24 protein-coding genes are annotated in these 26,003 nt (G+C 67.1%); 9 read left to right on the forward strand and 15 right to left on the reverse strand.

Going from position 1 to position 26,003, the window contains the following annotated elements; translation table 11 throughout:
- Nucleotides 1-31: 31 nt before the first annotated feature.
- Nucleotides 32-832: a heliorhodopsin HeR gene (heR, locus tag E3T28_RS02860; protein WP_134427756.1), complete on the forward strand. Its 801-nt coding sequence runs from the start codon at nucleotides 32-34 to the stop codon at nucleotides 830-832.
- A gap of 12 nt (nucleotides 833-844) precedes the next feature.
- On the opposite strand, the gene E3T28_RS02865 is transcribed toward heR, so the two are convergent.
- Nucleotides 845-2,254, reverse strand: a complete 1,410-nt coding sequence (locus tag E3T28_RS02865) for an FAD-binding oxidoreductase (RefSeq protein WP_241979134.1) — start codon at nucleotides 2,252-2,254, stop codon at nucleotides 845-847.
- A gap of 273 nt (nucleotides 2,255-2,527) precedes the next feature.
- On the opposite strand from E3T28_RS02865, the gene E3T28_RS02870 reads away from it, so the two are divergent.
- The gene (locus tag E3T28_RS02870) at nucleotides 2,528-2,983 is read left to right on the forward strand and encodes a GyrI-like domain-containing protein (protein ID WP_166786904.1); all 456 of its coding nucleotides are present in this window, start codon (nucleotides 2,528-2,530) and stop codon (nucleotides 2,981-2,983) included.
- 150 nt (nucleotides 2,984-3,133) lie between these two features.
- Here the strand turns inward: E3T28_RS02870 and E3T28_RS02880 are convergent, their stop codons facing one another.
- The 3 genes from E3T28_RS02880 to E3T28_RS02890 form a co-directional block, all read right to left on the reverse strand.
- The gene (locus E3T28_RS02880) at nucleotides 3,134-3,523 is read right to left on the reverse strand and encodes a DUF7715 family protein (protein WP_134427760.1); all 390 of its coding nucleotides are present in this window, start codon (nucleotides 3,521-3,523) and stop codon (nucleotides 3,134-3,136) included.
- A gap of 319 nt (nucleotides 3,524-3,842) precedes the next feature.
- Nucleotides 3,843-4,706 (reverse strand): alpha/beta fold hydrolase, encoded by an 864-nt coding sequence (locus E3T28_RS02885; RefSeq protein ID WP_166786905.1) that lies wholly within the window; start codon nucleotides 4,704-4,706, stop codon nucleotides 3,843-3,845.
- 247 nt (nucleotides 4,707-4,953) lie between these two features.
- Complete coding sequence (locus tag E3T28_RS02890; RefSeq protein WP_134427764.1) at nucleotides 4,954-5,514, reverse strand: hypothetical protein; 561 nt, start codon at nucleotides 5,512-5,514, stop codon at nucleotides 4,954-4,956.
- 220 nt (nucleotides 5,515-5,734) lie between these two features.
- On the opposite strand from E3T28_RS02890, the gene E3T28_RS02895 reads away from it, so the two are divergent.
- Entirely contained in the window at nucleotides 5,735-6,745 is a 1,011-nt protein-coding gene (locus E3T28_RS02895; RefSeq protein WP_134427765.1) for a diacylglycerol/lipid kinase family protein, read from the forward strand.
- 44 nt (nucleotides 6,746-6,789) lie between these two features.
- Here E3T28_RS02895 and E3T28_RS17095 read toward each other — a convergent pair whose 3' ends face one another.
- Both E3T28_RS17095 and E3T28_RS17065 read right to left on the reverse strand, forming a co-directional pair.
- Complete coding sequence (locus E3T28_RS17095) at nucleotides 6,790-8,745, reverse strand: DUF2207 family protein (RefSeq protein ID WP_134427767.1); 1,956 nt, start codon at nucleotides 8,743-8,745, stop codon at nucleotides 6,790-6,792.
- 182 nt (nucleotides 8,746-8,927) lie between these two features.
- Nucleotides 8,928-9,833, reverse strand: coding sequence for an aggregation-promoting factor C-terminal-like domain-containing protein (locus tag E3T28_RS17065; protein WP_174776772.1), 906 nt, complete (start codon nucleotides 9,831-9,833; stop codon nucleotides 8,928-8,930).
- Nucleotides 9,834-10,320: 487 nt separating this feature from the next.
- Between E3T28_RS17065 and E3T28_RS02910 the strand changes: the two genes are divergently transcribed.
- A complete protein-coding gene (locus E3T28_RS02910) occupies nucleotides 10,321-11,706 on the forward strand; it encodes an LLM class flavin-dependent oxidoreductase (RefSeq protein ID WP_134427769.1) in 1,386 nt (461 codons plus the stop codon).
- Between the two features lie 10 nt (nucleotides 11,707-11,716).
- Here the strand turns inward: E3T28_RS02910 and E3T28_RS02915 are convergent, their stop codons facing one another.
- The 3 genes from E3T28_RS02915 to E3T28_RS02925 all read right to left on the reverse strand — a co-directional run bounded on the left by E3T28_RS02915 (nucleotide 11,717) and on the right by E3T28_RS02925 (nucleotide 14,336).
- The gene (locus tag E3T28_RS02915) at nucleotides 11,717-13,225 is read right to left on the reverse strand and encodes an MDR family MFS transporter (RefSeq protein ID WP_134427771.1); all 1,509 of its coding nucleotides are present in this window, start codon (nucleotides 13,223-13,225) and stop codon (nucleotides 11,717-11,719) included.
- A gap of 234 nt (nucleotides 13,226-13,459) precedes the next feature.
- The gene (locus E3T28_RS02920; protein WP_134427773.1) at nucleotides 13,460-13,645 is read right to left on the reverse strand and encodes a hypothetical protein; all 186 of its coding nucleotides are present in this window, start codon (nucleotides 13,643-13,645) and stop codon (nucleotides 13,460-13,462) included.
- A 280-nt stretch (nucleotides 13,646-13,925) separates the two neighbouring features.
- Complete coding sequence (locus E3T28_RS02925) at nucleotides 13,926-14,336, reverse strand: DUF2256 and DUF3253 domain-containing protein (RefSeq protein WP_134427775.1); 411 nt, start codon at nucleotides 14,334-14,336, stop codon at nucleotides 13,926-13,928.
- Nucleotides 14,337-14,613: 277 nt separating this feature from the next.
- On the opposite strand from E3T28_RS02925, the gene E3T28_RS02930 reads away from it, so the two are divergent.
- Both E3T28_RS02930 and E3T28_RS02935 read left to right on the forward strand, forming a co-directional pair.
- Nucleotides 14,614-15,441: an alpha/beta fold hydrolase gene (locus E3T28_RS02930; RefSeq protein ID WP_134427777.1), complete on the forward strand. Its 828-nt coding sequence runs from the start codon at nucleotides 14,614-14,616 to the stop codon at nucleotides 15,439-15,441.
- A gap of 26 nt (nucleotides 15,442-15,467) precedes the next feature.
- Nucleotides 15,468-16,172, forward strand: coding sequence for an esterase/lipase family protein (locus E3T28_RS02935; protein ID WP_241979135.1), 705 nt, complete (start codon nucleotides 15,468-15,470; stop codon nucleotides 16,170-16,172).
- A 117-nt stretch (nucleotides 16,173-16,289) separates the two neighbouring features.
- On the opposite strand, the gene E3T28_RS02940 is transcribed toward E3T28_RS02935, so the two are convergent.
- The 4 genes from E3T28_RS02940 to E3T28_RS02950 form a co-directional block, all read right to left on the reverse strand.
- Nucleotides 16,290-17,816: a PTS ascorbate transporter subunit IIC gene (locus tag E3T28_RS02940; RefSeq protein WP_134427779.1), complete on the reverse strand. Its 1,527-nt coding sequence runs from the start codon at nucleotides 17,814-17,816 to the stop codon at nucleotides 16,290-16,292.
- A 43-nt stretch (nucleotides 17,817-17,859) separates the two neighbouring features.
- On the reverse strand, nucleotides 17,860-18,132 hold the full coding sequence (locus E3T28_RS17070) for a PTS sugar transporter subunit IIB (RefSeq protein WP_104099163.1): 273 nt from the start codon (nucleotides 18,130-18,132) through the stop codon (nucleotides 17,860-17,862).
- A gap of 63 nt (nucleotides 18,133-18,195) precedes the next feature.
- Complete coding sequence (locus tag E3T28_RS17075) at nucleotides 18,196-18,654, reverse strand: PTS sugar transporter subunit IIA (RefSeq protein WP_135103075.1); 459 nt, start codon at nucleotides 18,652-18,654, stop codon at nucleotides 18,196-18,198.
- Between the two features lie 200 nt (nucleotides 18,655-18,854).
- A complete protein-coding gene (locus E3T28_RS02950; protein WP_134427781.1) occupies nucleotides 18,855-20,039 on the reverse strand; it encodes an ROK family transcriptional regulator in 1,185 nt (394 codons plus the stop codon).
- Between the two features lie 128 nt (nucleotides 20,040-20,167).
- Here E3T28_RS02950 and tkt point away from each other — a divergent pair, with 128 nt between their 5' ends.
- Together tkt and E3T28_RS02960 are read left to right on the forward strand one after the other, a co-directional pair.
- Nucleotides 20,168-22,201 carry a transketolase gene (gene tkt, locus E3T28_RS02955; protein ID WP_241979136.1) on the forward strand — a complete coding sequence of 678 codons (2,034 nt, stop codon included), beginning with the start codon at nucleotides 20,168-20,170 and terminating at the stop codon, nucleotides 22,199-22,201.
- 59 nt (nucleotides 22,202-22,260) lie between these two features.
- Nucleotides 22,261-22,635, forward strand: coding sequence for a YccF domain-containing protein (locus E3T28_RS02960; protein WP_134427785.1), 375 nt, complete (start codon nucleotides 22,261-22,263; stop codon nucleotides 22,633-22,635).
- Nucleotides 22,636-22,891: 256 nt separating this feature from the next.
- Here the strand turns inward: E3T28_RS02960 and E3T28_RS02965 are convergent, their stop codons facing one another.
- On the reverse strand, nucleotides 22,892-23,671 hold the full coding sequence (locus E3T28_RS02965; protein ID WP_134427787.1) for a hypothetical protein: 780 nt from the start codon (nucleotides 23,669-23,671) through the stop codon (nucleotides 22,892-22,894).
- Between the two features lie 196 nt (nucleotides 23,672-23,867).
- A complete protein-coding gene (locus E3T28_RS02970; RefSeq protein ID WP_134427789.1) occupies nucleotides 23,868-24,899 on the reverse strand; it encodes an NADPH:quinone reductase in 1,032 nt (343 codons plus the stop codon).
- A 134-nt stretch (nucleotides 24,900-25,033) separates the two neighbouring features.
- On the opposite strand from E3T28_RS02970, the gene E3T28_RS02975 reads away from it, so the two are divergent.
- The coding region (locus tag E3T28_RS02975; protein ID WP_134427791.1) for a YDG/SRA domain-containing protein at nucleotides 25,034-26,003 on the forward strand (970 nt) is incomplete at its 3' end.

Consider the following 26,003-nt stretch of genomic DNA (forward strand, 5'->3'; position numbering starts at 1 on the left):
CGGCCTCACCCGCACCAGAGAAGGAGTCACGATGGCACGAACGACCTACACCCCCGATCAGAAGATCTCCCGCCTCCGCGTCTACAACATCGTGGCCGGCTCGCTGCACCTGGTGCAGGCCCTCGGCTTCGCATACGTGCTCACCCTTCTCAGCACGCAGGTGACCTTCGCGGTCACCGCAGACTACCTGTCCGGTCCTCCCGGGGTGCCGCTGCCGCCCGAACGCGTGACCCTGTTCGACGTCAACGTGGGTATCGGCGTCGTCTCATTCCTGGCGCTGTCTGCTCTCTTCCACTTCCTGATCTCGTCGCCGGCATTCTTCCCGCGCTACAAGGCCGGACTCATCGCCAACCGGAACTACTTCCGCTGGGTCGAATACTCCCTGAGCTCCTCGATCATGATCTGGCTGATAGCCCAGATCACCGGCATCACGGACATCGCGGCCCTGTTCTCGATCTTCGCCGCCAACGCCGCCATGATCATGTTCGGGGCGTTGCAGGAGAAGTACGAGACGCCCGGCAACGGCAAGTTCCTGCCCTTCATCTTCGGCTCGATGGTGGGCGTGGTGCCGTGGGTCGTCATCCTTATCTACTTCATCGGCCCCGGCTCGACCAGCGAGGCCGAACCGCCGGCCTTCGTCTACGGCATCATCATCTCCCTCTTCCTGTTCTTCAACACGTTTGCCGTCAACCAGGTGCTCCAGTACCGTCAGGTCGGCGGTTGGCGGGACTACCTCCGCGGCGAGCGCGCCTACATCACGCTGAGCCTGGTCGCCAAGACCGCGCTGGCCTGGCAGGTGTTCTCCGGAGCGATCATCCCCGCGCTCACCTGAAAACTGCGGCACTCAGCTGACGGCCGCGTGGAAGGTGCTGAATTTCGGTGCGACCGGCTTGATGTTGTGGTTGAGGTGGAAGAGATTCTCCGGGTCGAACTTCGTCTTGATGGTTGCCAGCCGGTCGTAGTTGGACCGGAAATTGTCCTCGATCCGCACCTGGTCGTCCGAATCCATGAAATTGATATACCCACCGGGTTCGGAGAAGGGCCGCAGTGCGGTCCAGAAGTCACGCACCCACTTGATGTTCGCCGGACTGTCGGCGGGGTCGTCCCACATGCACGCAATCCCCGGGGAGAACTTCGCGTGCCGGTAGGCAAACGCCGTCTCCTCCGCGCCGACGCGTTGCACCGCACCGTCAATGGGATAGATGTGCACGGATGTCTGCAGCGTTGGCACCATCCGGCCGAAGTCCAAATACGCGGTGATGGCGCCGTCACTGAGCTCGGACAGGAAGTTGGCCTTCCAGTACGCGTGCAGGCCCGAGCGCAGCCCCTCGCCGAAAATCGTGTTGACCTCGGGGTAGGGCATGCGCTGAACCATGGCGCCGACGACGGGTGCGACGTCCAGGTAGGGCTGCCAGCGGGCCTCCCCCTCGGCCGGGTCTCCGAGCCAGACCCCCGCGACGACGCACACCGGTTTGCCGTGCCAGTCGGTGGGCAGGTAGGACGCCGTCGGGCACAGATGGAAACCGAGAAAGGCGCTGAACTCTTCCGGGGCACTCGCCAGGTGCTCCCGGTAGAACTCCGCGACCGTGCGAGCGTCGGCGATGGAGTAGAAGATGACGCCGGCGTGCACCATATCCACCGGATGCAGCTGGTATTCAAACGATGTGACGACGCCGAAATTGCCGCCGCCGCCCCGCAATGCCCAGAACAGGTCTTCATTCTCCGTCGCGCTGGCGGTGTGCACAGTTCCGTCTGCGATCACGACCTCCGCTGACAGGAGGTTGTCACAGGTCAAGCCGTAGGCCCTTGCGAGATAGCCGACTCCTCCGCCCAGGGTCAGTCCGGCGATTCCTTCCGTGCCGACGAGGCCGCCGGTGGTGGCCAAGCCGAAGGAATGTGTCGCCTGGTTGAATCCCGCCCAGTGCACACCGCCCTCCGCGCGCGCACGGGCGGTCACCGGGTTCACTCTGACCCGGTCGCGGTCGGCGAAATCGATGACGATCCCGCGGTCACAGGTGCCGAATCCCGCCGCGCTGTGGCCGCCACCGCGGATGGCGAGATCCACGCCGAATTCCTGCGCGATTCTCACGACGGCGACGACGTCGTCGGTGCCGGCCACGCGCACGATGACGGCAGGCCTCTTGTCGACCATGCCGTTGTACACGAGGCGCGCGATCTGGTATTCCCTGTCCTCGGGGGTGATCACCCGCCCCTGAACGTGGGCCACCAACTGGGAAATCATGCTGTCAGGCACGAGGGCCTCCTATGCGACCACTTCTGGCCAGGGCCTCCTGTGGAAAACGATATGCACCAGGCTCCTACCAGACTTTCAAAATTACGCCCGGCCGCTGCACCTGTCAACGAAAAGCCGCTCCCTGCGCGGGCCGCATCAGGGCCTTTTGGGGGCCGAAGCCGGGGACTACATTGGTCGCCGTCGGCCTCCGCCGACCGGCATCCGTTGTCAATCGCAATCGCAATCGCAATCGCAATCGCAATCGCGATGGCGTCGGCAGGCAAGGAGCACCCAATGAAAGCCGAGCGAATCGAACTCGAACCGCGCACCCTGGTGGGCGTGCACGAGACGCACCGGTGGGACGAATTGACCGAATTCATGGGGCGGGCCTTCGGCACCGCCGCCACCGAGATCGGCAAGCAGGGTGCCCACCCGGCCGGCCCACCGACCGCGATCTACCACGGCGCTCCCTCCGACGTCGTCGACGTGACCGCGGGGTTCCCCGTGACTCAGCCGGTCACCCCGGCGCCCGGCGTGGTGATTGAAACGCTGCCGGGCGGCCCGGCGATAGAAGCCATCCACACCGGGCCGTACGACACCCTCACCGAGACCTATGCCGAGCTCACCGATTGGATCTCGGCGCAGAACCTCGATCTTGCACCCGACAAATGGGAGGAGTACGTGGTCGGCCCCGACACCGAACCGGACCCGGCCAAGTGGCAGACCAGGATCGTGTTCCCACTGAATTGAGCCGCATTGAGTTGAGCCGCATTGAGTTGAGCCCCATTGAGTTGAGCCCCACTGAGTTGAGCCCAACTGAGTCAATCAGCACTGAGTTAATCAGCACTGAGTTGATCAGCACTGAGTTGATCGGGTGCCGGGAGGACCGAACCGCCGACATCAGCGGCGGCGGGCGGTGATCACGTCGAGTCGGCGGCTGACGACGGTGCCGTCCGCCCAGGCCGCAGCCAGTCGCATCAACTCGTCGACGGCCGCCGGCACCGATCGCCGGGTACGGCAGGAGCACCATGCCAGCGCCGCGAAGCTGGCCCGCAGCGCCACCTCGTAGTCGTCCCGGGTGAAGCCCGGGATCTCCCGCACGACCGCGGTCGTCGTGCTGCCGTCGGAGTTGAACCCCGAGAACGAGCGCCCGCACGCGCACCTGCCGTCGGGGTTGGCCGCGCTGGTCGGACACGGATCGAGCATCCACACGAGTTCCCCCGGGATGCAGTCCGTGAAATCCCGCGGGTGCGAGCCCTGGGTCGCCATGGTCGCCACAAAAGCCTTCATCGTCTTCTCCAAATCTCGGCACGAGTGTCTGTGAGTAGATATGAAGAACGCTAGCTGCGGCCACCGACACTGGATCGGCGTCCGGGGCGAGCGACGCCACTGCGTGCCGGGCACGGTCGGCGAGACGACAACTCCGAGGGGTTGACGGGTGCTGCCACCCAGCAGGGTCGTCGTCTCACCGACGTTCCGGGTCAGGAACGACCGAGGGGATTCTGCTACGGCACGGCTACTGCCACGGCTACGGCTACTGCCACTGCCACTGCCACTGCCACTGCCACGGCTACGGCTACGGCTACTGCCACTGCCACTGCCACTGCTACTACTGCGAGGGACGCTTACCCACGGAGCGCGCACTCGGCGAGTGCGCTCCGGTTGCGCGGCCGGTCGCGCCGGGCCCGTCGAGGAAGTCGAGCACGTCCAGCATCAGGCGCGGGTCGGAGATCACGGACATGTGCCCCTTGCCGGGGTAGAGGATCAGGCGGCCGTTGGGGATGCGCGCCGCCGCCTCGCGGAACAGTTCGGTGCTGTAGAAGGCGTCCTGGTCTCCGCCGATCACCAGGGTGGGAGCTTCGATCTCGTCGAGCCGGTCGCTCAGGTCGAAGGCGCTCTCGGCGCGAATGGTGGTGATCAGGTCGGGGCTGGCATCGCCGAACATCGTTCCTCCCATCACCCAGCCCATGCCCGCAGCCAGCCGACTCCGCGGCTTGTCGCCGAGAGCACTGAACATCTCACGGCCGGCCTGACGCGGGCGCCCGGCGAGGACCTCTTCGGCGACACGCCGCTGCACCTTCTTGCCGATGGGCCCCAGGGCGTGCGCCGCGCAGACCACGATGAGCCGCTGCACCACATCCGGGTGGTCGGCGGCGAGCTGCAGGGCGATGCTCCCACCGGTCGAGGTGCCCATCACGTCGACGGGCCCCGGAAACTCCAGGCGCAGGGCGTCGGCGTAGTCGCGGGCGATGTCGGCCATGGTGGAATTCGGGTCGAGGCCCGGGTGCGGGGTCAGCCTGAGCACGCGGTGCCGGTTCGCGACCGGCGTCAGTGTCTGGGCAACGATCATGCGCTCGAAGCCGACCGTCGGTTCGTAGTTCTGAGCCAGGCCAGGGATGGCCACCAGCGGCGGGCCCGTGCCGAACCTCAAGTAGGGCATCCCGCCGAGGAGGGTGCCTGTGCGCCGCGCCATGGCACGAGCGTCGGAGACATTCTGTTGCTGTGTCGTGAGGGGCATCGAATCGACCCTTTCGTTTCATGGACTGTTCCGGATGTCATCAGCCGGCTCCGCAAGAACCGTTGGTGACAGTACCCGCGCCCCGGGACCCTCGGAAGCGTCCCGGCGGATTCGGCCGACGTCCAGAGCCCGGGCGCCGGACTCGAGACGGACAAGCCGAACGCGGGACGCACGATCAGCACGCCGGTTCCGGGACGGTCGGTCAGGCGGTGCACGTGGAGGCGGGCGCTCCGGCAGCCGTCGCCAACACGGGGTTGGCCAGGAAATCATCCCGCCGGATGCCCGGCAGCACCCGGTACTGGATCGAACCGGGCACGGTGAACGGTTCCAGAACCCGCCGGAGGATGCGAGCATAGTTCTCCGCGCGCAGCGGACCGTCCCACTCGGAGATGCCGCGGTAGAATCCCTTCTCGTCGTTGCCGAGCCACAGTGTCGACACGTAGCCGGGGAAACCGACGAACAGTGGCGTGTTCAGGATGCTCTCGGCCCGGAACAGGGCATGGCCGCGGCCCCGCACGAGCAACAGTGTGAACCGCACCAGGACCACGGCCGGGCGGCGGGTCGGATCGCGGTCGACGACGGTCTCGCGGAAGACGAGCGCCGCGGTGCCGTCGGTGAAGGGCAGGCGGCACCCTACGTTGTGACGGGGCAGGTGCACGCGAGGCCGGGCGAGCAGCGACCCGGAGCGGGCAGTGGACCGAGCAAGATAGTTGACCGTCGGCCACGGGCCGGCCGGTGGTTTCGGCATATATGCGGGGGTCATCAAGAGCCTCCCCAACCTGGAGCGAGTGAGTGGAATATGAATTTCTAGCCGGATGCTGTCAGCATAAGGAGAGGGTCCGCGCCTGTGAAGACCTGCCCCCTCTGGTGCCGACGGTGGAGCCGCGTGACGAAAGGGTGGCGGCATCCGTCTTATGGAGAGAGACCTGATTGAGATATCCCAGTGCCGGAAGGCACCCGCTTCCACCATCGAACGGACCCACATGACGAGCACTGACCTGAACCGAGACGACGTGACCGGCGACGCGACCACCCCCAAGCTCGCTGCCATCGTCTACAACCCCGTGAAGGTCGACATCGACGATCTCCGGGACTCCGTCGAGGCCGAGCAGACGGCCGCCGGCTGGCCGGAGACCCTGTGGTTCGAGACGTCGGCAGAGGATCCGGGGCAGGGGCCGGCCCGGAAGGCGATCGAGGCCGGGGCCACCCTGATCATCGTGGCCGGCGGCGACGGCACCGTGCGCGCCGTGGCGGAGGCCGTGCACGGCACGGACTGCGCTCTCGCGCTGCTGCCGTCGGGCACCGGCAACCTGCTCGCCCGCAACCTGCAGCTGCCCCTCGACGACACCCGGCAGGCGCTGCACATCGCGTTCGCCGGCCAGGACAAGGTCATCGACGTGTGCATGATCGACATCGAGCGAGCGGACCGCTCGGTCGACCGGCACGCCTATCTGGTGATGGCCGGTCTCGGCCTCGACGCCAAGATGCTCGCGAACACCGACGACGCCCTCAAGGCGAAGGCCGGCTGGCTGGCCTACGTGAAGGCCCTGATCGCCGTCGGCAAGGACGACAGCGAGCTGCGCTTCCGGTACCGGCTCAACGGCCAGCCCGAGAAGTCGCTGCGGGCGCACACCATCATGATCGGAAACTGCGGGTCGCTGCCGGCAAGTATCGAGCTGATTCCCGACGCGGCCCTCGACGACGGCGCCTTCGACGTGGTCGTGCTGAAGCCCGAGGGCCTCGGCGGCTGGGTGCAGATCGTGTCGAAGGTGATCTGGGAGAACGGCGTGCTCAGCCGCACGAAGTTCGGGCGCAAACTGCGCACCGGCGATGTCGACGCACTCAATTACGCCACCGGCACGGAACTCGTGCTGCGGCTGCACGGCTCCGAGGAGATCGAACTCGACGGCGACGGGTTCGGCACCGCCGTCGCGCTCAAGACCTGGATGGATGCCGGCAGCCTCACCCTGCGCGTGCCGACCGACGACGAGTAGTCGGCGCCAGGCGGCGCGCCCCGGCCCCCGTTCAGCGACGGCTGTCAGCGGCCGCCGCCACCGCCTCCGCCACCACCACCGCCGGAGAACCCGCCTCCGCCGGACCCGCCGGAGAAGCTGCCGCCGCCGATGCCGCCCCCGGAGCTGGCGGGCGGAGTCGCGGAGGTGAGGACCGAGGCGACCAGGCCGTTCATGGCATTGCCGAAACCGTACGCGGAGAAACCGGCCTGCGAGACGAGCCAGTCCGGCTCCGGTGCCCCGTGCTCGTAGAGCACGACGAGCTCCTTCGCCCACTCCCGTTCGACGCCCCAGAGCACCGCGAAGGGGAGCAGCTTCTCGTAAAGCTTGACCAGTTCGACGGTGTCCGGTGCGCCGGCGGCATCCGCCACCGGGCCCGGCACCGCGCCCGATGCGACACCCGGCACGGTGGGCACGGCGACCCGTGGGGCGCCGTCGGGGCTCTGCAGCATGCGGAAGCGATCCGCTTCGGCGAGCTCCAGATAGACCCTCATGCCCTTGAGGTAGTCGCGCTGCTCGGCGCCGGAGTCGGTGAGGTGCACCGTGCCCTGGGCCAGGTAGAGGGCAAATGCCAGGAAGAGCGTGGCGATGACGGCGACCGTCATCACCTCGCCGAACGCCGGGGAACCGTTGATCAGCGCCACCGCAGCGAGCAGGGCCAGAGCAGGAAGCAGCACGGCGGCCATACCGATGGCGATCCACCGGCCGCCGCGGCGGGTCACCTTGGCCCGCCAGCCGCGGGCGGTGACCGACGCCGTTGCGTCGGCGCGGAGATTGCTCAGTTCAGCGGCGAGCGTGCTGTCCGTGACCCCGAGTTGCCGCGTCGTGCCGTTCGTCAGGCGGGGGAACAGTGTCTTCAGCAACTTTCGCTCCTGGGCGTCCACGCCCTCCGCGGTCAACAATTGCAGTGTGTAGTCGCCCGCGCCTGCGCTGACCGGGTAGTCGAGGATGCGCACCTTGCCGCGCACCGCCAGACTCACGAGCTGGGCGGCGATGGCCGACTTCGACCGGTTCGCGAGGTCGCCCGCCTCCATCAGGTTGTACCCCTCCGGCACGCTGTACTGGGCGATGATGGTGCCCCGTCCGCGGGCGTCGCGCTGGCCGAACCGGCGACGGATGAAGGCGAGCACGACCCCGAGGAAGCCGACCGCCGACACCAGGAACAGCAGCCCGGTCGCAGTGCCTCCCCCGCCGGTGTCCGCTTCGCCCGCACCGGAGCTGTCCGAGGCCGGCACCTGCACGAAGGTTCCGGGCGCGAAGCCGATGGCCACGGTCAGGTTCTGCCGCGGGCCGAGATCTCGCACGGAGGAGGAGAACAGCTGGCCTGTGGTTCCGGTGACAGCGGCATCCGTGGTCTGGGTGATCCCGCATCCGGTGGTCTCGCCCTGGGCTCCGACGTAGCAGGCGGCGTCGCCGGTGAGGAACTCGGCGACGCTCGGGTCGACGTGCACGCGCGCGGTGACCGAGCCGAACGGCTGGTCGAAGCCGGTGCCGTTCGTGTCCCAGTAGAGCTCGTCGTCGTCGGTGTCGGCGAACGCGCGCACCACGTTCTGCTGGGTGTATGTGATCGTGTACGTCTGCGTGCCGCGCACGAAGTCGTCGGTGCCGAGGGGCAGCTCGATGCTGCCGCCCTGATCGATGATCTCGAAGAAGACGGGTGCGCCACTGGCGTCGGTGACCGATTCGACAGTGGTGTTCAACGGCACCCCGTCGTAGTCGGTCGGGAGCACGCGAACCATGCCGCGGTTCTGGTCGAAGTTCGGGAACTGCGCCACGAACGTCTCGACCGTGCGCAGGGTGGAGTGGCCGGCATCGTCCCGGGAGAGGTAGTAGTCGGCTTCGAACGAGGTGAACGTGAAGTCGCCGGTGTCCGCGGAGGCGGCCAGGGGCATCCCGAGCGCCAGCGCCGCCGTCACGGCGAGCGCCGCGACACCCTGCACGAATCGCCGCAACGGATGTCTGGTCGGTGCGTTCCGGTGCATGCTGCGGCTCCCCTGTTTCGGCCGGCTGTCCCCACAACACCCGTTCTCAGAAGGCTAGTGCAGCCCCGGGCCGGGGTGCTCTGTTGCCCGCGAACCGGCGACTTTGAGGGGTGCGACTGCCGTCGCACCCCTCAATCGTGTCGTCTCACCGGGGTGTTGCGAACGTGCTGGGATTCAGGGCTTCAGTACCAGTTGTTGGCCTGCGAGTGCGACCAGGCGGCGCACGGGGTGCCGTAGGAGGAGGCCTTGATGTAGCCGAGGCCCCACGCGATCTGCGTGGTCGCGTTGGTGGCCCAATCGCTGCCGGCGGTCGCCATTTTGTTGCCGGGCAACGCCTGCGGGATGCCGGTGGCACCGCCGTTGGAGTTTACGGCGTCGTACTGCCACTCGGATTCCTTCTGCCACAGCTGGTTCAGGCAGGAGAACTGGTCGGCGCCCCAGCCGTACTGGGACGCGGCCATGGCCTGAGCGGTGGCGCGCGCGCCGGCGGGGGTGTTGCCGGCGGCCACCGACTGTGCCCGGGCGGCCTCGGCGGCGGCGGCCTGAGCGGCAGCCTGTGCTGCGGCCACGGCTGCAGCCTCGGCGGCGACCCGGTCGGCTTCGATCGACGCGGCGGTGACGGCGGCGGTCTCGGCCTTGGTTTTCGCGGTCAGCGAGGTGACCTCGTCGATCGGAAGAATCTCGTAGCTGGCGAGCGAGCTGGCGACCGCGGTGAGGCTGGAGGCGTCCACCTTGTCCTGGGTGGCGACGATGACCTGGTTGGCTTCGTTCAGGGTGATGGACGCGGTGTTGTCGATGTGCGCCTTGGCAACCGCGTCGTAGGCGCCGAGCTGTTCGCGGTGCAGGCCGGTGCTGTCGGCGAGTTCTTGTGTGGCCGAGACTCGAGCCGAGGTGGCGGCTGCGGACTGACCCGCGAAGCCGGCGCCGACCGCGAGGCCGGAGATGGCGAGAACGCTGCCGGCGATAATCGCGATGCGGTGCGGGCGTTTGACCTTGGTGCTGTTGGTGCTGTTGCTGCTGGGAGCGCTGTTGCTTCGCTTGTTCTGGGCGGCGAACCGGGCGCGGAGTTCTTCGGGTGACTCGGGCATAGAGGACGTTGTCTTCCGTGTTACGCAAGCCCGCGCGCGTGAGCGCACCGGCTCACTGAGCATCGGATCTGCGCTCTCGGAGGGCGGCGCAGACGAAACCTCTAATATGCCTCATGTTTCTGAACAAATACTCATAACAGGCGAAAGTTATGAGCGGCAAGGGATTGACACCGGGGGCGTCGGGCTGCGCCGGGTCGGGCTGCGCCGGGTCGGGGCGCGTGCTGCGCCGCTGCGCCGGGTCGGGCTGTGCCGGTTCGGGGCGCGTGCTGCGCCGCTGCGCTGATGAAGTGCCACGCGCGGAACGGCGCAGCACCCGCGCAGCCTGCGCACAGCACCCGCGCAGCACCCGCGCGGAACGGCGCAGCACCCGCGCGGAACGGCGCAGCACCCGCGCAGCACCCGCGCACGGGCATCGCAGCGATGCGCGTGTTACGCCACATGGCGAGCGCTGTGGCACCGTCACCGACCGCACCACAGGATGGGTGGCATGCCCAGACAAATTCGCTTCAATGCCTTTGACATGAACTGCGTCGCCCACCAGTCTTCAGGAATGTGGCGGCATCCGCTTGACCAGTCCTGGCGCTACAAGGACCTCTCCTATTGGACCGATTTGGCCAGGCTGCTCGAGCGCGGCACCTTCGATGGCATTTTCATCGCCGATGTGCTGGGAACGTACGACGTCTATGGCGGTTCGAACGAAGCCGCGATCCGGCACGGTGCCCAGGTTCCCGTGAACGACCCGATTCTGCTGGTCTCCGCGATGGCGGCCGTGACCGAGAACCTCGGGTTCGGCATAACCGCGGGAACGGCGTACGAGCATCCGTACCCCTTCGCACGACGGATGTCGACGCTCGACCATCTGACGAAGGGTCGCGTCGGCTGGAACGTCGTCACCGGTTATCTGCCGAGCGCTGCCCGCAACATGGGGCAGGTCGACCAGTTGGAGCACGACGACCGCTACGAGGTCGCCGACGAGTACCTCGAGGTGCTGTACAAGTTGTGGGAGGGCTCGTGGGAAGACGACGCCGTCATCCGCGACCGGGCGACCGGGGTGTTCACCGATCCGAGCAAGGTGCACGAGATCGGGCATCACGGCAAGAACTTCACAGTGCCAGGCATTCACCTGTCTGAGCCGTCACTGCAGCGCACGCCGGTGATCTACCAGGCCGGGGCGTCGCCGCGCGGCATCGCCTTCGCCGCCGGCAACGCCGAGGCGATCTTCGTGGCCGCTTCGACCAAGTCCGGCCTCACCGCGACCGTGAGCAGGATCCGGGATGCGCTTGAGCAGGCCGGTCGTGACCGGTACTCCGCGAAGATCTACACGCTGCTGACCATCATCACCGACGAGACCAGCGAGAAGGCACACGCAAAACATCAGGACTATCTCTCCTATGCGAGCGAAGAGGGAGCACTGGTGTTCATGTCTGGCTGGATGGGCATCGATCTCTCCCGATATGACCTCGATGAGCCGATCGGCAACGTGAAGAGTAACGCGATCCAGTCGGCGGTGGCGAACTTCCAAGCGGCGAATGATGACGGTTCCGAATGGACCGTGCGTGACATCGCGAAGCTCGGCGCGATCGGCGGGTTGGGGCCGTTCATCGTCGGCTCCCCGGAGGAGGTCGCCGACCACCTGCAGGAATGGGTGGCAGACACCGATGTGGACGGATTCAATCTCGCCTACGCGATCACGCCCGGAACGTTCGAGGACGTGGTCGAGTTCGTGATTCCAGAGTTGCGTCGTCGCGGGGCTTATCCGGAAGAGTATGTCGAGGGCACACTGCGCAACAAGCTGCACGGGCGCGGCGACCGTTTGCCCGAGGAGCACCACGGTGCCGGCTATCGGATCGGGGCGTCCCAATCCGTGAGGTAAGGAGGGGCCGCTACACCGGGCGACGAATGAAGAACGCCGCGGGGATCGCGAACAGCGAGATCACGGCGCCGCACAGGAACGCGGCCTGGATTCCCGCGGAGGTGGCGGCGACATCCGTTGCCCCGGAGGCCAGGCGCGACGCAGCGACGGATGCCATCACGGTCACGAACAGTGCCGTGCCGACCGCTCCGGCGAGCTGTTGCACGGTGCCGACGACGGCGCTGCCATGCGAGTACAGCTCGGGGCGCACGGCGGCGAGGCTCGCGGTGAACAGTGGGGTGAAGAGCAGGGCGAGGCCGAAGCTGAGGGAGACGTGGGCGGCGAGCACCAGCCACGGCGAGCTGTTCGCGTTCAGCAGGGTCATCGACCAGAACACGGCGCTGACGATGCTGGAGCCCGTGATCAGCAGCCGGGTGGGTCCGGACCGGTCGTAGAGGCGCCCGACGAACGGCGCGAGCAGGCCCATCACGAGGCCGCCGGGCAGCAGGATCAGTCCGGCCTGCAGCGCGCTGAGGCCGAGCACGGTCTGCGTGTAGATCGGCAGCAGGATGATGGTTCCGAACAGGGCCATCATGCTGATCGCCATCATCACGATGGAGAAGGTGAACGTGCGCGAACGGAAGGTGCGCAGGTCGAGGAGGGCGGCATCCGTGCGCTGGAGAACGAGCTGACGCAGGATGAACAGGGTGAGTCCGAGGGCGCCGACCAGAAGCGGCAGCCCGCCGGCGACCGACGCGATGCCGCCGGGGGCCGTGCCCAGGTTACTGAGGCCGTAGACGAGCGCGCCGAAGCCGAGCGCCGAGAGGATGACCGAGAGCACGTCGATGGGCGTCTTGCGCGGCGTCGTCACGTTCTTCATCAGGATGCCGCCCACGACCAGCGCGGTGAGGGCGATCGGGAGAACGAGGATGAACATCCAGCGCCAGTCCAGCACGCTGAGGATGGCGCCCGAGATTGTCGGGCCGATGGCCGGGGCGACCGAGATCACGATGGAGATGTTGCCCATCATGCGGCCGAGGTGCGCCGGCGGCACGAGGGTCATCACCGAGGTCAGCAGCAGCGGGAACATGATCGCCGTTCCGGTGGCCTGCACGACCCGGGCGGCCAACAGCACCTCGAAGCCGGGTGCGACGGCCGCGATCAGGGTGCCCGTGCTGAACAGCGTCATGGCCGCGATGAAGACCGGCCGGGTGTTGAAGCGCTGCAGCAGGAACCCGGTGATCGGGATGACCACGGCCATCGTGAGCATGAACGCGCTGGTCAGCCACTGCGCAGCGCTTGCGGTGATGGAGAGGTCGCTCATCAGGCGCGGCAGGGCCACCCCCATGATCGTCTCGTTCAGGATGACGACGAAGGTGGAGACCAGCAGCAGGGTGATGACCAGGCGGTTACGGATACCGGTGGCCGCGTCGGCGGCGGATGCGGCGGCATCGTGCGCGGCGGCATCCGTGCCCGTCGTGGTGGTGGTGGTGGTGGTGGTTCCTGCGTTGGGGCTGGCGGCGCTGGCGGTTTCAGACATTTGGAGGTCCCGTCGGGTCGTGCGGTCAAGAAGTGGTGAGGCAGTCGCTCCAAGCCGGAACCTCGTGCTCAGAAAGACAACTCGCACTCGCCGGGATTCATTCCACGTCATGCCGCCGAAACGACACGTTTGAGGGGCTGACGAGCCGGCGCACCCCTCAAAGTCGTCGTCTCACCGGGCGCGTCGACGACTGCGGCGCGGGTACGGAGCGAGTGTCGCCGCCGAGAGCCCGGGTCAGCGCGAACCCGCGGCGACACCCTTCAGCTGGGCGAGCGCCTGCGCCCACGGGATCCGCTCCTGCTCGAGCCGCACGTTCCCCTCCGAACGGATGAGCTCGAGCACCGCCTCGATCCCCCGAATCGGCAGCTGGCGAATGCGCCAGCCGGATGCCGGATGCCGGATGCTCAGCGAGACAGGCAACGACCAGCAGCAGGGTGGTGAAGTCCGACTTCCCAAGCAGCTGCAGCGCGCGCCCGTGGGTGCGGATCGCCGCAGCCAGCTCATCCGTCGATGCCGTGACGAGGGCCCCCGATATGCCATGCCGCATGCCGGAGCGAACGGCGCCCGGGTTGCTGAGCTCGTCTCCGTCGTGACTGCATCCGTCTCACGCGTGCGGCCAAGTTGTCGCCTTGCCCAGGTTGATAGCGGCAGGTTCACCGCACGCGCGGCATCGTTGGATGGAAGGCCGCTTACCGGCCGGCTACCGCACCCGCCGCAACCGGATCGGACCTTTCGCCGTCGACGGGTCGACGACGGTGCCGCCCTGCGTGATCTGCAGTTCGCCGCGGGCGACCATGCGGCGGGCGGCTCGCCGGGCCGGCTCCATCAGGTCGCTCCAGTCCTCGCCGCCGACCACTTTCGCCGCCTCGGACGGGCAGATCGTGGCATCCGTCGCCCGTGCACGCAGCAGTGTCGCGATGGCCTCTTCGAGCTTGAGGTCGGTCGCGTTGACGCCGTGCGAGCGGCACGCGGCCCCGCAGTACTTCACCGAATCCCAGTTGTTCGCCCACTTCGCGCGCCACTCGATGCGCCGCCCGCACGAGGCGCACGTCTTATCCGCCCGGTCGCGGGCAGGGTCAGAATCGGCGGGTGTGCGTTGACGGTGGGCCATGCCTTCTATCCTGCGGGATTGGGCGCGTCGCCGAGCGTTCCCGAGAGTCGCCGTTTGCGCCCAGCGTCGCCGACCCTGTGGCGGTTCTCGGCAGAATCGGCGACTCTCGGGCTACAGGACGCCGGGTAGGGCGCACCCCACCGATCGGCGACGTGCGCGTGACGAATCCGGCGCGCATCCGTCTTATCAGTGACGGATGTCCCACCCCGCACCGCCGTGACCACCCGAATCTCCAGCACGATGAGGTTCCCGCACCTGAACCAGAAGGAAAACCCCCGTGCCGAGCACCGACCAGGCGAGCGCCGACCGCCGTCAGCCGACCCCCGTCCCCATCCACAACCGTAACGTCGAGGTGGACGGGCAACAGTTCACCGTGCACTCCATGGCCAGCACCTCGACGGCGCCGGAGCTGCCGACTTTCCTCTTGGTGCACGGCATCGGGGCGTCGCACCGCTACTACCGCCGGATGCAGTCGTCACTGGCCGTCATCGGGCACACGATCTCTCTCGACCTGCCCGGGTTCGGCGGCACCCGGCGCCCCGAGCGGCCACTCTCGGTCGAAGAATGCGGCACCCTGCTCGGCCGGCTTCTGGATCGACTCGACGTGCCGCGGGTGGTCCTGGTCGGCCATTCGATGGGCGGCCAGTTCGTCACGGAGCTGGCCCGGCAACGACCGGATGTCGTCTCCCACCTGGTTCTGATCGGTCCCGTCACCGATCCCCGCCGGGCGACGGCCGTGAAACAGGCGATGGGCCTGACCCGGGACTCGGCCAAGGAGCCACCGTCAGGCAAGCTGATCGTCTTCCGCGACTACCTCAAGTGCGGCCCGCGCTGGTTCTTCAGCGAACTCGCCGTGATGCTCGAGTACCGCACCGACCTGGCGCTCCGCGAGGTGCGCACCCCCACCCTCGTGATCCGCGGTGACAACGACCCGGTCTCGGGTCACGCCTGGTGTGAGTCGCTGAGCGCCGCCGCGCCGAACGGGCATCTCGTCGAGGTCGCGGGGCACCGTCACCTGGTGCATTACACCGCCGCTACGGAGACTGCCGCTCAGATCGAGGCACACGTCCGGCGGCACGCGTCGATCATGCACCCTGCCGCATGAGGCGCCGGCTGCCAACCCCCCGCCTGTTGAGCCCCCACCTGCTGGGCCGCCATCTGTGCGAGGCCCGGTGGTGGGCGCTCGACTATGTCTACGCGGGGATCGGGCAGACCCGCGCGTTCCTGTCCCGCGCCCGGCCGGCGGACTTCCGCTCCGGTGCCAAGGCCCCGATCGTGATCATCCCCGGAGTGTACGAATCCTGGCAGTTCATGCGCCCGCTGATTCAGACGTTGCACGACCACGGACATCCGGTGCACGTGGTGGCGAAGCTGGGCCGCAACCGGCGTTCCCTGGCGGATGCCGCCGCGACCGTGGCCTCCTACCTCCAGCGGGAGAACCTGACCGGCGTGATCATCGTGGCGCACAGCAAGGGTGGCCTGATCGGCAAGCAGCTGATGACGGCCGCCGACCCCGACCAGCGGGTGAGCGCAATGGCCGCGATCAGTGCCCCCTTCGGCGGTTCCCGCTATGCGCGATACTGGGTGGTGCCGAGCATCCGTGCCTTCGCGCCGGCCAACGCCGCCCTGCGCGACCTCGGCCTGGACCACCGGGTCAACGACCGCATCACGTCCATTTACGGGGTGTTCGACCCGCACATCCCCGAGGGCAGTGAGCTCGCCGGCGCCCGCAACATCGAGCTGCGGGTCGGCGGGCACTTCCGCATCCTCGGTGATCCGAGAACCGTGCGGGCCGTGCTCGACGCGGTGACGGATGCCGGAACACCGGCGGTCTGACCCCGGTCGCCGGCAGACCCCAGGTCAGTCGCCGCCTGCGCAGCAGACCACGGACCCACGATGAGGGCGACCCCGCACCGCGGAGCCGCCCTCTGACGAAACGTCAAGCCGGTGAAGCTAGACGGCCTCGGCCGCGGCTTCCTTCTCTGCCTTGCGTCGCGCCTTCTCGGCGTCGAGAACGGCCTTCTCGGCCGCCTTCTCCTCGGCGATCCACACGTCGCGCTTGGCCCCGGGCACCCAGCCCGTGTCCACAACGCGGATCTGGTAGACGATTGCGACGCCGACCAGCACCGCGGCGATGAGGATCGCGAGGATGACCCCGAGTCCGCCGCCCACACCGACGCTGACACCGATGAGCGTGCCGAACCAACCGAAGTCGGCGTCGCCGAATGTGCTGTTCGCGAAGCCGAAGTCGCCGAGGACCAGCAGAAGGATGGCGGGCAGAATGGTGATGATCACGCCGTTGACGAAGCCGCCGATCATGGCTCCGAGGCGTCCGCCGGTCGCGTTGCCGTAGACGCCGGCTCCACCGCCGGTGAAGAAGTGCGGCACCATGCCGGGCAGGATCAGCGCGAGCCCGAACATCGGGTTCAGCCAGATTGCCAGCACACCCAGCGCGAGGAGGCCACCGGCGAATGAGCTCAGGAAGCCGATGAGCACGGCGTTGGCGCCGAACGGGAACACGATCGGGATGTCGAGCGCGGGACGCGCTCCGGGCACAACCTTCTCGGCGATGCCCTGGAACGCGGGCACCAGCTCGCCGAGCACGGTGCGCACACCGTAGAGGATGACCGCGACACCCACACCGAACTGCAGGGCCTGCGCAAAGGCCGCCATGATGAACGCGCCGGCGTCGGCGGAGCCGAAGATGTCGAGCGCCTCCTGCAGCGGCAGGGCGATGAGGCCCCAGATAGCGAAGACCATGTAGATGAGAACCATCGACAGCGAGGTGGCGACCATCGAGTCGCGCAGGAACTTGAGTCCCTGCGGAAACTTGATCTCTTCGGTCGACTTGCTGCGACGCCCCACGGCCTGGCCGGCCGCACCGGCGGCGATGTAGCCGAGGGTGCCGAAATGGCCGATCGCGATGGTGTCGTTGCCGGTGATCTTCTTGGTCCACGGATGCACGAACGCGGGCATGACCACCATGATCACGCCGAGCAGCAGAGCGCCGATGACGACCACAAGCCAGCCGGCACCGTCACCGAAACCGACGGAGAGCACCACGGTGAGCATGGTCGCCATGAAGACCATGTGGTGGCCGGTGAGGAAGACGTACTTCAGCGGGGTGAAGCGGGCCAGGGCCAGCATCACCAGGAACCCGAGGGTGAGCACGTAGGCGCTCTGGGCGCCGAACTCGTCCTGCGCGATGGCGGTGATGACCTCGTTGGTGGGAATAACACCCTGGGCGCCGGTGACCGCGAGGATCAGTTTGCCCAGCGGGTCAAGGGAGCCCACCACGACGCCGGCGCCGGCACCGAGGATCAGGAAGCCGAGGGCCGCCTTGAGGGCGCCGCCGATCACCTGTCCGGCGTTGCGCTTGAGTGCCATAAGTCCGATGGCGGTGATTATGCCGATCAGGTAAGCCGGAACGTTGAGGATCTGTTGACCGATGAAGTTCAGTACGACGACGAGCCACTCCATTGTGGGAGCTCCTTATTCTGTGAGTGGGGGAAAGGTGAAGGGGTTACTCGACTGCGGCGGTGAGCTTCTCGGTAATCTCCTCGAGATCGAAGAAGTTCTTGATGACGATGACCTGGGCGGGCACATCGCCGAGTTCCTCGGCCAGCTCCTCCGAGGTGAGCACGATCTCGGCCGTCTGAGCGGCACCGCGAGCCACGCCCATATCGGCGGCCTCGACATCCGCATCGATGCCGAGCTTGGCGAGAACCTTCTCGGCGTTCATTTTCAGGAGCACTGAGGTACCAATGCCCATTCCACAGACAGCGACGATCTTCATGGGGTGCCTTTCGATTGGGTGAGAGGGGTGAAATAAGTCAGAAGTGGATGTCGGTGGCGCGGTTCACGCGGCAGCGGCGAGTTCGCCGAGCACGGCGCGCACCTCGTCGGCAGTGCCGGCGACGGCCAGACGCTTCATGGCGCCACTGTCCGAGAGCACCCCGGCGAGCGCCTGCATCACCGCGAGGTGGGCAGCGTGGTCTTTGGCGGCCAAACCGATCACGAGGGTGACCGGGTCGTTGGCGGCGTTGCCGAACTCGACGGGGGTGGCCAGGCTGACCCAGCTCAGGCCGCCGGTGAGTACTGCGGGCGAGGGGCGGGAGTGCGCCAGGGCGATCCCGGGGGCGATGACCATGTACGGGCCGTGTTTCTCGACCGCGGCGATCATCTCGTCGGTGTAGGCATCCGTGGTGGCCCCGCCGGTCACCAAGCCGGCGCCCGCAAGACGGATGGCGGCCCGCCAGTCGGCGGCCTCCGCTTGGGTCTCGATCGACGCGAGGGCTTCGGCCAGGTTCAGTGCCACGAATGAACTCCTTTGTTGTTTTCGACGCAGCCGGCCCGCGAGGGCCGCTGAGATGACTGTATTAGCCTAAGCGACCTTTTGTCTACAAATGAACCAAAGTTTTTCGACCGGTCGACAGGGGCGTGCCACCCGGCGAACGGCACGCCGACCGACGCCCGCCGGCAGAGAACCTCTTCAGATGCCGGATCAGGCGCGCGAGGTCAGCTCGCAGCGGTGCGGAGCGTGACGCCGGACACGCCGCCGCGAGTGAGACGGCTGATGCGATCGGCGTCGAACAGGGCATCCTGCGCGATGAGCGAGGCGCCCGTGACGCCGGCGATGGCGCCGAGCCGGGACTTCTCCACCACCAGTCCCTGCAGGGCGAAGTCGCGGGCGCCGGCGAAGATCGCCTCCCGGATCGCACCGAGGAAGGGCTCACCGGCCTGGGCCAGGTTGCCGCCGACGACGACGGCCTGCGGGTTGAGCAGCCCCACCACATGGGCCAGGCTCTGCCCGATCTGGGCGCCGGTCTCGGCGAGCAGACTCAATACCGCGGGGTCACCGTCGTTGGCGAGCCCCACGATGTCGCTGCTGGTGCGCACCTGGCGCCCCTGCCTGAGCAGCTCGCGGCGGATGACCGCACCGCTGGCGATGGTCTCGAGCCGAACGGTGCGCTCCCCATCGGCACGCACGGCACTGAGGTCGCCGGCGCCGCCGCGGGAGCCGTGGTAGATCGAGCCGTCGAGCACGAAGGCGAGTCCCACGCCGATGCCGGCCTTGAGCACGGCGACATCGCGGTACTCACTCCCGACGCGCCGGGCCTCGGCGAGCGCCATGATGTTGACGTCCCGGTCCACGGCGAAGACGGCGTGGTCGTAGCGGCCGGCGAAGTAGTCCTGCACCAGCACGCCCTCCCATTGCGTGTCCACCTGCGGTCGGGCGAGACGCCCGGTGACGTAGTTGACCGGTCCGGGCACACCGACACCGATGCCCACAACGTCAGCGCGGGTCTTGCCGAGCCGGTCGAGCATATGGTCGAAGACCTGGCCGGCCCAGTCGAAGATCTCGACCGGCCCTTCACTCAGGCCGATGTCAGCCTCGTCTTCGCTGAGGATGGTGGACACCAGGTCGGTGATGGCCAGCCGGGTGTGCGATCCACCGATGTCCACGGCCAGCAGCAGGCCGGCATCCGGGTTCACGGCGAACTCCTCGGGCGGCCGGCCGCCACGGGAATCGAGTTGCCCCACGCTCATCACGATGGACGCCTGGAGAAGCTCGTCAAGGCGCCGGGCGAGGGTAACGCGCGACCAGCCGAGCTGCTCGATCAGGTCAGTGCGGGTGGTGGCACGGCCGGATCGGATGAGGTCAAGCACCACACCCGACCCGGTGGACAAAGCGTGTGCCATGGAATTCCCCTCCATCTGACGCATCCGCAAGGTTGTGAGGACGTCGCCGAACCAACTGTTTGACTTAAGTACATTTCTATACCAAAGTATCTCGCATGGCTACCGAATCAAGGAATCCCTCGTCAACGATGACGCACACCGAACTCGACGCTCGCGCCGTCGCGAGCGCCCAGGCCCTGGCCGCCCACGTGGTGCAGGCGAAAGGACACGGACACGGCGGCACCGCGATGGCATTGGCGCCATTGTCCCATGTGTTGTTCTCCCGAGTCCTGCGCCACTCCCCCGCCCACCCCGACTGGCCCGCCCGAGACCGATTCATTCTTTCGGCCGGTCACGCCAGCCTTCTGCTTTACACCCAGCTGTTCTTCACCGGCTACGGCCTCACCCTGGACGACCTCGCCAAGAGCCGCACTCTCGGCTCGAAAACACCGGGGCACCCCGAGGTGCATCACACCGTGGGCGTGGAGATGAGCACCGGCCCGCTCGGTCAGGGCGTCGCATCCGCGGTGGGCATGGCCATGGCAGCCCGACACGAGAGCGCCGTGTTCACCCCCGGCTCAACCCTGCTCGACCACACCACCTGGGTGCTGGCGGGCGACGGATGCCTGCAGGAGGGCGTCTCCGGCGAGGCGTCGAGCCTGGCCGGCACCCTCGGCCTCGACAACCTGGTGCTGATCTGGGACGACAACGGCATCACCATCGACTCGGGCACCGACGAGACCTTCTCCGAAGACGTTCGGGCCCGGTACCGGGCCTACGGATGGCGGGTGCTCGAGATCGACACCCCGAACGACCTCGACGCCCTGGAGGCCACGCTCCGCGCGGCGGCGGAACGCACCGGTCGCCCCACCCTCGTGGCCCTCCGCACCGTCATCGGTTCCCCCTCCCAGAAGTTCGGCGGCACGTCCGCCGCGCACGCCGGTGGCTTCGGCGCCGACGAACTCGCCGCGGTGATGACGACGCTTGGCTTCGCCCCCGACGCTCCCCTCGCCGACCTCGTCAGCCCCGAAACCCTCGCACACACCCGGGATGCCCTCGCCCGCGGCGAGCAACTGCACCGCGATTGGGAGGCCGACCTCACCTCCTGGAGCACCGGCGACCCCGCAGCCGCGGCACGCTGGGCCGCCTTCCGCGGCGGGGAGTTCGAAAGCTCCGCCCTCGACACCGTGAACGTCGGCAGCGCCGGCGACACGATCGCGACCCGCAAGGCAAACGGTGCCGTGCTCCGCGCGCTGCAGGGTTCAGTGCCGCTGTGGGGCGGATCCGCCGACCTCGCCGGCTCCACCACGGTGGAGGTCGACGGCAACCGCTTCTCCGCCGCGAATCCGGCGGGTGAGTTCATCCGGTTCGGCATCCGGGAGCACGCGATGGCCGCCATTCTCAACGGCATCGCACTGCAGGGGCCGTGGCGCCCGTTCGCCTCCACCTACCTGGTGTTCAGCGATTACATGCGACCCAGCATCCGTCTGGGCGCACTGATGGGTCTCGGCGCGGTCTACATCTACACCCACGACTCCGTCGCCGTCGGTGAAGACGGGCCCACCCATCAGCCGGTCGAGCAGATCGCATCGCTGCGCACCGTCCCGGGGCTCGACGTGGTGCGCCCCGCCGACTCCGTCGAGGTCGTCGCCGCCTGGCGCCGCATTCTCGCCTCCCCCGACCGGCCGGTCGCCCTGGTCTTGAGCCGGCAGGACCTGCCCGTGCTCGAGAGCAGCGACACCACCCCCGCAGGCGTCACGGCCGGCGGCTATGTGCGCTGGCAGCACGGCGACGGCGACGACCTGGCCATCCTCGCGACCGGCAGCGAGGTTCACCTCGCGATCGAGGCCGCCGCACGCTTGACCGAGGAGGGCATCTCCGCCCGGGTCGTGTCCATGCCCTGTGTCGAGTGGTTCGCCGAGCAGAGCGCCGACTACCGTGAGTCCGTGCTGCCGGCGGCACTGCGTGCCCGGGTCGCCGTCGAGGCGGGCCGCGGCGATGCCTGGTACCGCTGGGTGGGCCTCGACGGGCGCGTGGTGTCGATCGAGGAGTTCGGCGAGTCGGGCAACGGCCCCGAGGTTCTCCGTCTCCGCGGCATCCACCTCGACGCGGTCCTCAGCGCTGCGCGCGCCACCCTCGCCGCCCCTCGACTCAGGGAATCGGCAGGTTTGCGCGCTCGGTGAGCCACGCCGTCGACCCGGCGACCCGGCGACCCGGCCGCCAGGTAGAGAATGGAATCATCATGACCACCATCCTCAATGTCATCTGGCTCGTGTTCGCCGGCTTCTGGCTGTTCCTCGGCTACATGTTTGCGGCGGTGGTCATGTTCGTGCTGATCATCACCATCCCCTGGGGAATCGCGTCGGCCCGGATCGGCGTCTACGCGCTCTGGCCGTTCGGCAAGACCGTGGTCGACAAGCCGAACGCTGGCGTCGGGTCGTTCCTGGGCAACGTGGTCTGGGTGGTGCTGGCCGGTTTTTGGATCGCCCTCGGACATCTGTTCTCGGGCATCGCGCTCTGCATCACGATCATCGGAATCCCCTTCGGGATCGCCAACTTCAAGCTGATCCCGGTGGCGCTGATGCCGCTCGGCAAGCAGATCGTCGACATTCGCTAAGCGTCCGCCGGTCCTCGAGGGCGCATGGACCTGTCGTTCCAGGAACGAACTGTGGGATTGCGTCGATTCTCGGTTTTCCTTAAGACCCGCCACAGGGCGATCGAAACTGGAAAAAGGCCCCGTCCAGCCTGATTCTGTTGCGACTACAGCCCCGACCTCTCTGGTCAACGCTCAACCGGCCAAGCATGTCTGCTCAGCAGAGGGTCTCATCGAATGCCACTATCGCCGCGGCCAGGGAGGCCGATTGGTATGCGATTCACGCTCCCGGTTTTTCCGGCGGCGCCGGTGCTCGCTCTGAGGCCAGGCCATCCGAAACGGGTGCGGAACCCGGTTCTACGACGCTGGCTCCCGCTCCGGCAATTGGTACCCGTGCCGTCTGCATTTCCCGCTCTAGCTCAATCCTTGAACGAGTCAGCTCGGCGTTTGACTGTAGTTCTTGTACGGCTTGAACCCCCGAGGTAGCGGCCCGCTGCCCAAAGTAGAAACCGACGATTGCGATGACGACCGTCGACAGCGTGGCGAAGATCGTCTCGGCGAAGTCAGTGCTTGCGCCAGGCGCCGGCGCCAGCACCACATCGTAGGTTCGCCCGGTCCCATCGGCGGCGCCAGCCTCGGCAACATTGACGCTGATGACGCGCTCAGAGGGAAAGCCCGCGAGTGTGCTTTCCGAAACTCCGGTGGACTCCGCGCCCCGCGATTCCCTTGAGCTGAGCTGGCTGAACAGGTAGATCGACGAAAACGCGAAGAGGAGCAGAAGCAACAGCGCAATCACCGCACTGATGCTGCCGTTCGGAAGATTGAGGGCACCACGGTTCGCCGTGCCATCCATAACTCGGGAAATCCAGGCCACCAGCGTAAGCAGGACGAGGAGCGCTGATAGTCCGAGGAGGATCCAAACGGTGAGCGCGATTTCGGCTGGAACACCCACAGGCTGCTGAGCAAGCACCGTGATCAGAACCGTCAGAGCGGCCAGGACAACAGTGAGCACACCGCCCGTGACGTAGAGGGCGGTGTTGCTTGGTTCGCTTGCGTCCATTTTCGGCATCGTCACAGCTCCCATCCGGTTCGTTGCACGCAACGTACACCTGGGACTCAGGTACCGCTCATCTGATCGTGGCCCCGCGACGCGCGGGCGCGCACCCGAACCGATCACGACGGCAAACTGGTTCAGCACAACGGCGGGCCACGCACACCGGGCCGCGGAGAGTGATGGTCCGTTCGTGCTCCGCAGATCACCCCGCAGAAACGTCGATCAGCACCTTCCCCACAACCCCGCTCTCGACCAGGGCATGCGCATCCGCCGTGTGCGCAAGGTCGGTGCGGCGCAGCGGCAGCCCCGCCTCCTCCCCCACGGCCAGCGCGCCGTCGACGAGGGCCGCGGTGATGTCCTCTGCCGCCGCCCGAATCACGTCGGCGCCGACCGTGTAGAGCAGCACGAACTGGTAGCGCACGTTGAGGCTGAAGTGCTGGCGCACGTCGAGCGTCACCTGGTCGCCGCCGTTGTTGGCATAGACCGCGATCGACCCGCGATTGCGGATGACGGCCAGGTCGAGCCGCGCATTCTGGGCCGGTGCGACCTCCACGATCAGGTCCACCCCCTCCGGTGCGATCGCCTGAATCTGTTCGACGACATCCGGGTCGGTGTAGGTGAGCACGTGCTGCGCGCCGGCCGCCGTGGCCAGCGCCGCCTTCGCCGGCCCGCTCACAGTCGTGACAACGGATGCTCCCGCCCACCGAGCCAGCTGGATCGCCGCATGCCCGACCGCACCTGCTCCACCAGCCACCAGCACCACCTTGCCCGCCAGGGCGCCCGGGTGCAGCCGCCGCGGTCCGTCCTCCGCCACCGTCAGCGCGCGGTGCGCCGTGATCGCCGGAACTCCGAGGCTCGCGCCCTGGTCGAAGCTCGCATTCGCGGGAAGCAAGAAGACGCGCTCCGCGGGCAGGACCGCGTGCTCCTGGGCCGAGCCGCTGTTCGCGCGCTGGTACGCGGCGAGCGCCAGCCACACCCGGTCGCCCACAGTGACGTGTTGCACGTCGGCGCCGATCGCTTCCACGATGCCGGCGCCGTCCTGCCCCGGCACGACGTCGTCGAACGGCAGTGCCTGGCCCGGTGCCGAGCCGCGGCGTGACTTCCAGTCGGTGGGGTTGACGCCGCTGACCACGATCCGCACCCGCACCTCGCCCGCTTCGGGTTCGGTCACCGGCCGATCAACGAGATGGAGCACGGACGGGTCACCGGTTTGGCTGTACACAATGGACTTCATGTCAGGGGTAACGCGGGTGGGAGTGGAATGGTTCCCGGCTGCTGCAAGCTGCCTGTCGAGGCCACACAAAATGGCTCCAGCCTGCACAAATTTTTTTTTCATGCAACGGTAGAGTCAGCGAAGGGGGCGTCACCATGACTAGATTTTTTGGAACACGGGCAGGGGTCAAAACCGGCCAATTCTTCATTGACCGCCGCGAGCTTCACGAGGCATTCGTCCACCGCCCTACTCAGGCCGGCATCAGCGGCACCAAGTTGGAGGGCTCCGACTCGATCGTCATTTCCGGCGGCTATGTCGGCGACGAGGACAATGGCGACTACATTATCTACTCCGGTCACGGTGGCAAGGATCCCAACAGCACGCGCCAAATCGCGGATCAGTCGCGGGACGCTCCGGGCAATGCTGGCCTAATCACGAGCCATGCCGAGGCTCTGCCCGTTCGTGTCGTTCGAGGTAAACACAAAGGTTCTCCTTTTGCCCCACCCGCGGGTTACGTATATTCGGGGCTCTATTTGGTCACCCAGTGGTGGATGGAGATGAGACCCGATGGCTTCCAAATCATTCGCTTCCGACTCGAGCGAATCGATGAACAAGTCCCACTTGAGCCGCAAGCGCTGAATCTACCCGACCCGGAATTTGCCACGACTATCGTGTCCCGCCGGATTCGAGACTCGCAGCTGTCGCGTGTGGTGAAAAAGCTCTATGACTATGAGTGTCAGGTCTGCGAAAATGCAATACCGACCGCGAACAACGCGTTCTACGCCGAGGGCGCTCACGTCAGACCGTTGGGACGACCCCATCTTGGCCATGACGCTCTGAGCAACATCCTGTGCCTGTGCCCGAATCACCACACTCAGTTTGATCTGGGAGGACTCGTTTTGACAGACCAGATGGAGGCCGTTGAGACACGAACGATGACCCCGATTGCCAGCCTGTCCTTCCGCAAAAATCACGTCGTCGCAGCTTCGAATGCTGGCTATCATCGAGCCCTCTGGCTAGTACTACAGTTGCGTTTGTGGGGTGTGGCCGCGGGTTTTGTAGTGGCATTGCTGGGCGCGGTGTTGGTGTTTTCGTCGCCAGAGGGAGCAGCGGATCACGTGGCGG

Origin of the sequence: Cryobacterium sinapicolor (assembly GCF_004403465.1) — a bacterium.
Classification (GTDB): domain Bacteria; phylum Actinomycetota; class Actinomycetes; order Actinomycetales; family Microbacteriaceae; genus Cryobacterium; species Cryobacterium sinapicolor.

What these genes read in the sequence shown, in the direction of transcription:
- heR (WP_134427756.1), top strand. Translation starts at nt 32, where the DNA reads ATGGCACGAACGACCTACACCCCCGATCAGAAGATCTCCCGCCTCCGC.
- E3T28_RS02870 (WP_166786904.1), top strand. Translation starts at nt 2,528, where the DNA reads ATGAAAGCCGAGCGAATCGAACTCGAACCGCGCACCCTGGTGGGCGTG.
- E3T28_RS02880 (WP_134427760.1), bottom strand. Translation starts at nt 3,523, where the DNA reads ATGAAGGCTTTTGTGGCGACCATGGCGACCCAGGGCTCGCACCCGCGG.
- E3T28_RS02885 (WP_166786905.1), bottom strand. Translation starts at nt 4,706, where the DNA reads ATGGCGCGGCGCACAGGCACCCTCCTCGGCGGGATGCCCTACTTGAGG.
- E3T28_RS02890 (WP_134427764.1), bottom strand. Translation starts at nt 5,514, where the DNA reads ATGACCCCCGCATATATGCCGAAACCACCGGCCGGCCCGTGGCCGACG.
- E3T28_RS02895 (WP_134427765.1), top strand. Translation starts at nt 5,735, where the DNA reads ATGACGAGCACTGACCTGAACCGAGACGACGTGACCGGCGACGCGACC.
- E3T28_RS17095 (WP_134427767.1), bottom strand. Translation starts at nt 8,745, where the DNA reads ATGCACCGGAACGCACCGACCAGACATCCGTTGCGGCGATTCGTGCAG.
- E3T28_RS17065 (WP_174776772.1), bottom strand. Translation starts at nt 9,833, where the DNA reads ATGCCCGAGTCACCCGAAGAACTCCGCGCCCGGTTCGCCGCCCAGAAC.
- E3T28_RS02910 (WP_134427769.1), top strand. Translation starts at nt 10,321, where the DNA reads ATGCCCAGACAAATTCGCTTCAATGCCTTTGACATGAACTGCGTCGCC.
- E3T28_RS02915 (WP_134427771.1), bottom strand. Translation starts at nt 13,225, where the DNA reads ATGTCTGAAACCGCCAGCGCCGCCAGCCCCAACGCAGGAACCACCACC.
- E3T28_RS02925 (WP_134427775.1), bottom strand. Translation starts at nt 14,336, where the DNA reads ATGGCCCACCGTCAACGCACACCCGCCGATTCTGACCCTGCCCGCGAC.
- E3T28_RS02940 (WP_134427779.1), bottom strand. Translation starts at nt 17,816, where the DNA reads ATGGAGTGGCTCGTCGTCGTACTGAACTTCATCGGTCAACAGATCCTC.
- E3T28_RS17070 (WP_104099163.1), bottom strand. Translation starts at nt 18,132, where the DNA reads ATGAAGATCGTCGCTGTCTGTGGAATGGGCATTGGTACCTCAGTGCTC.
- E3T28_RS02950 (WP_134427781.1), bottom strand. Translation starts at nt 20,039, where the DNA reads ATGGCACACGCTTTGTCCACCGGGTCGGGTGTGGTGCTTGACCTCATC.
- tkt (WP_241979136.1), top strand. Translation starts at nt 20,168, where the DNA reads ATGACGCACACCGAACTCGACGCTCGCGCCGTCGCGAGCGCCCAGGCC.
- E3T28_RS02960 (WP_134427785.1), top strand. Translation starts at nt 22,261, where the DNA reads ATGACCACCATCCTCAATGTCATCTGGCTCGTGTTCGCCGGCTTCTGG.
- E3T28_RS02965 (WP_134427787.1), bottom strand. Translation starts at nt 23,671, where the DNA reads ATGGACGCAAGCGAACCAAGCAACACCGCCCTCTACGTCACGGGCGGT.
- E3T28_RS02970 (WP_134427789.1), bottom strand. Translation starts at nt 24,899, where the DNA reads ATGAAGTCCATTGTGTACAGCCAAACCGGTGACCCGTCCGTGCTCCAT.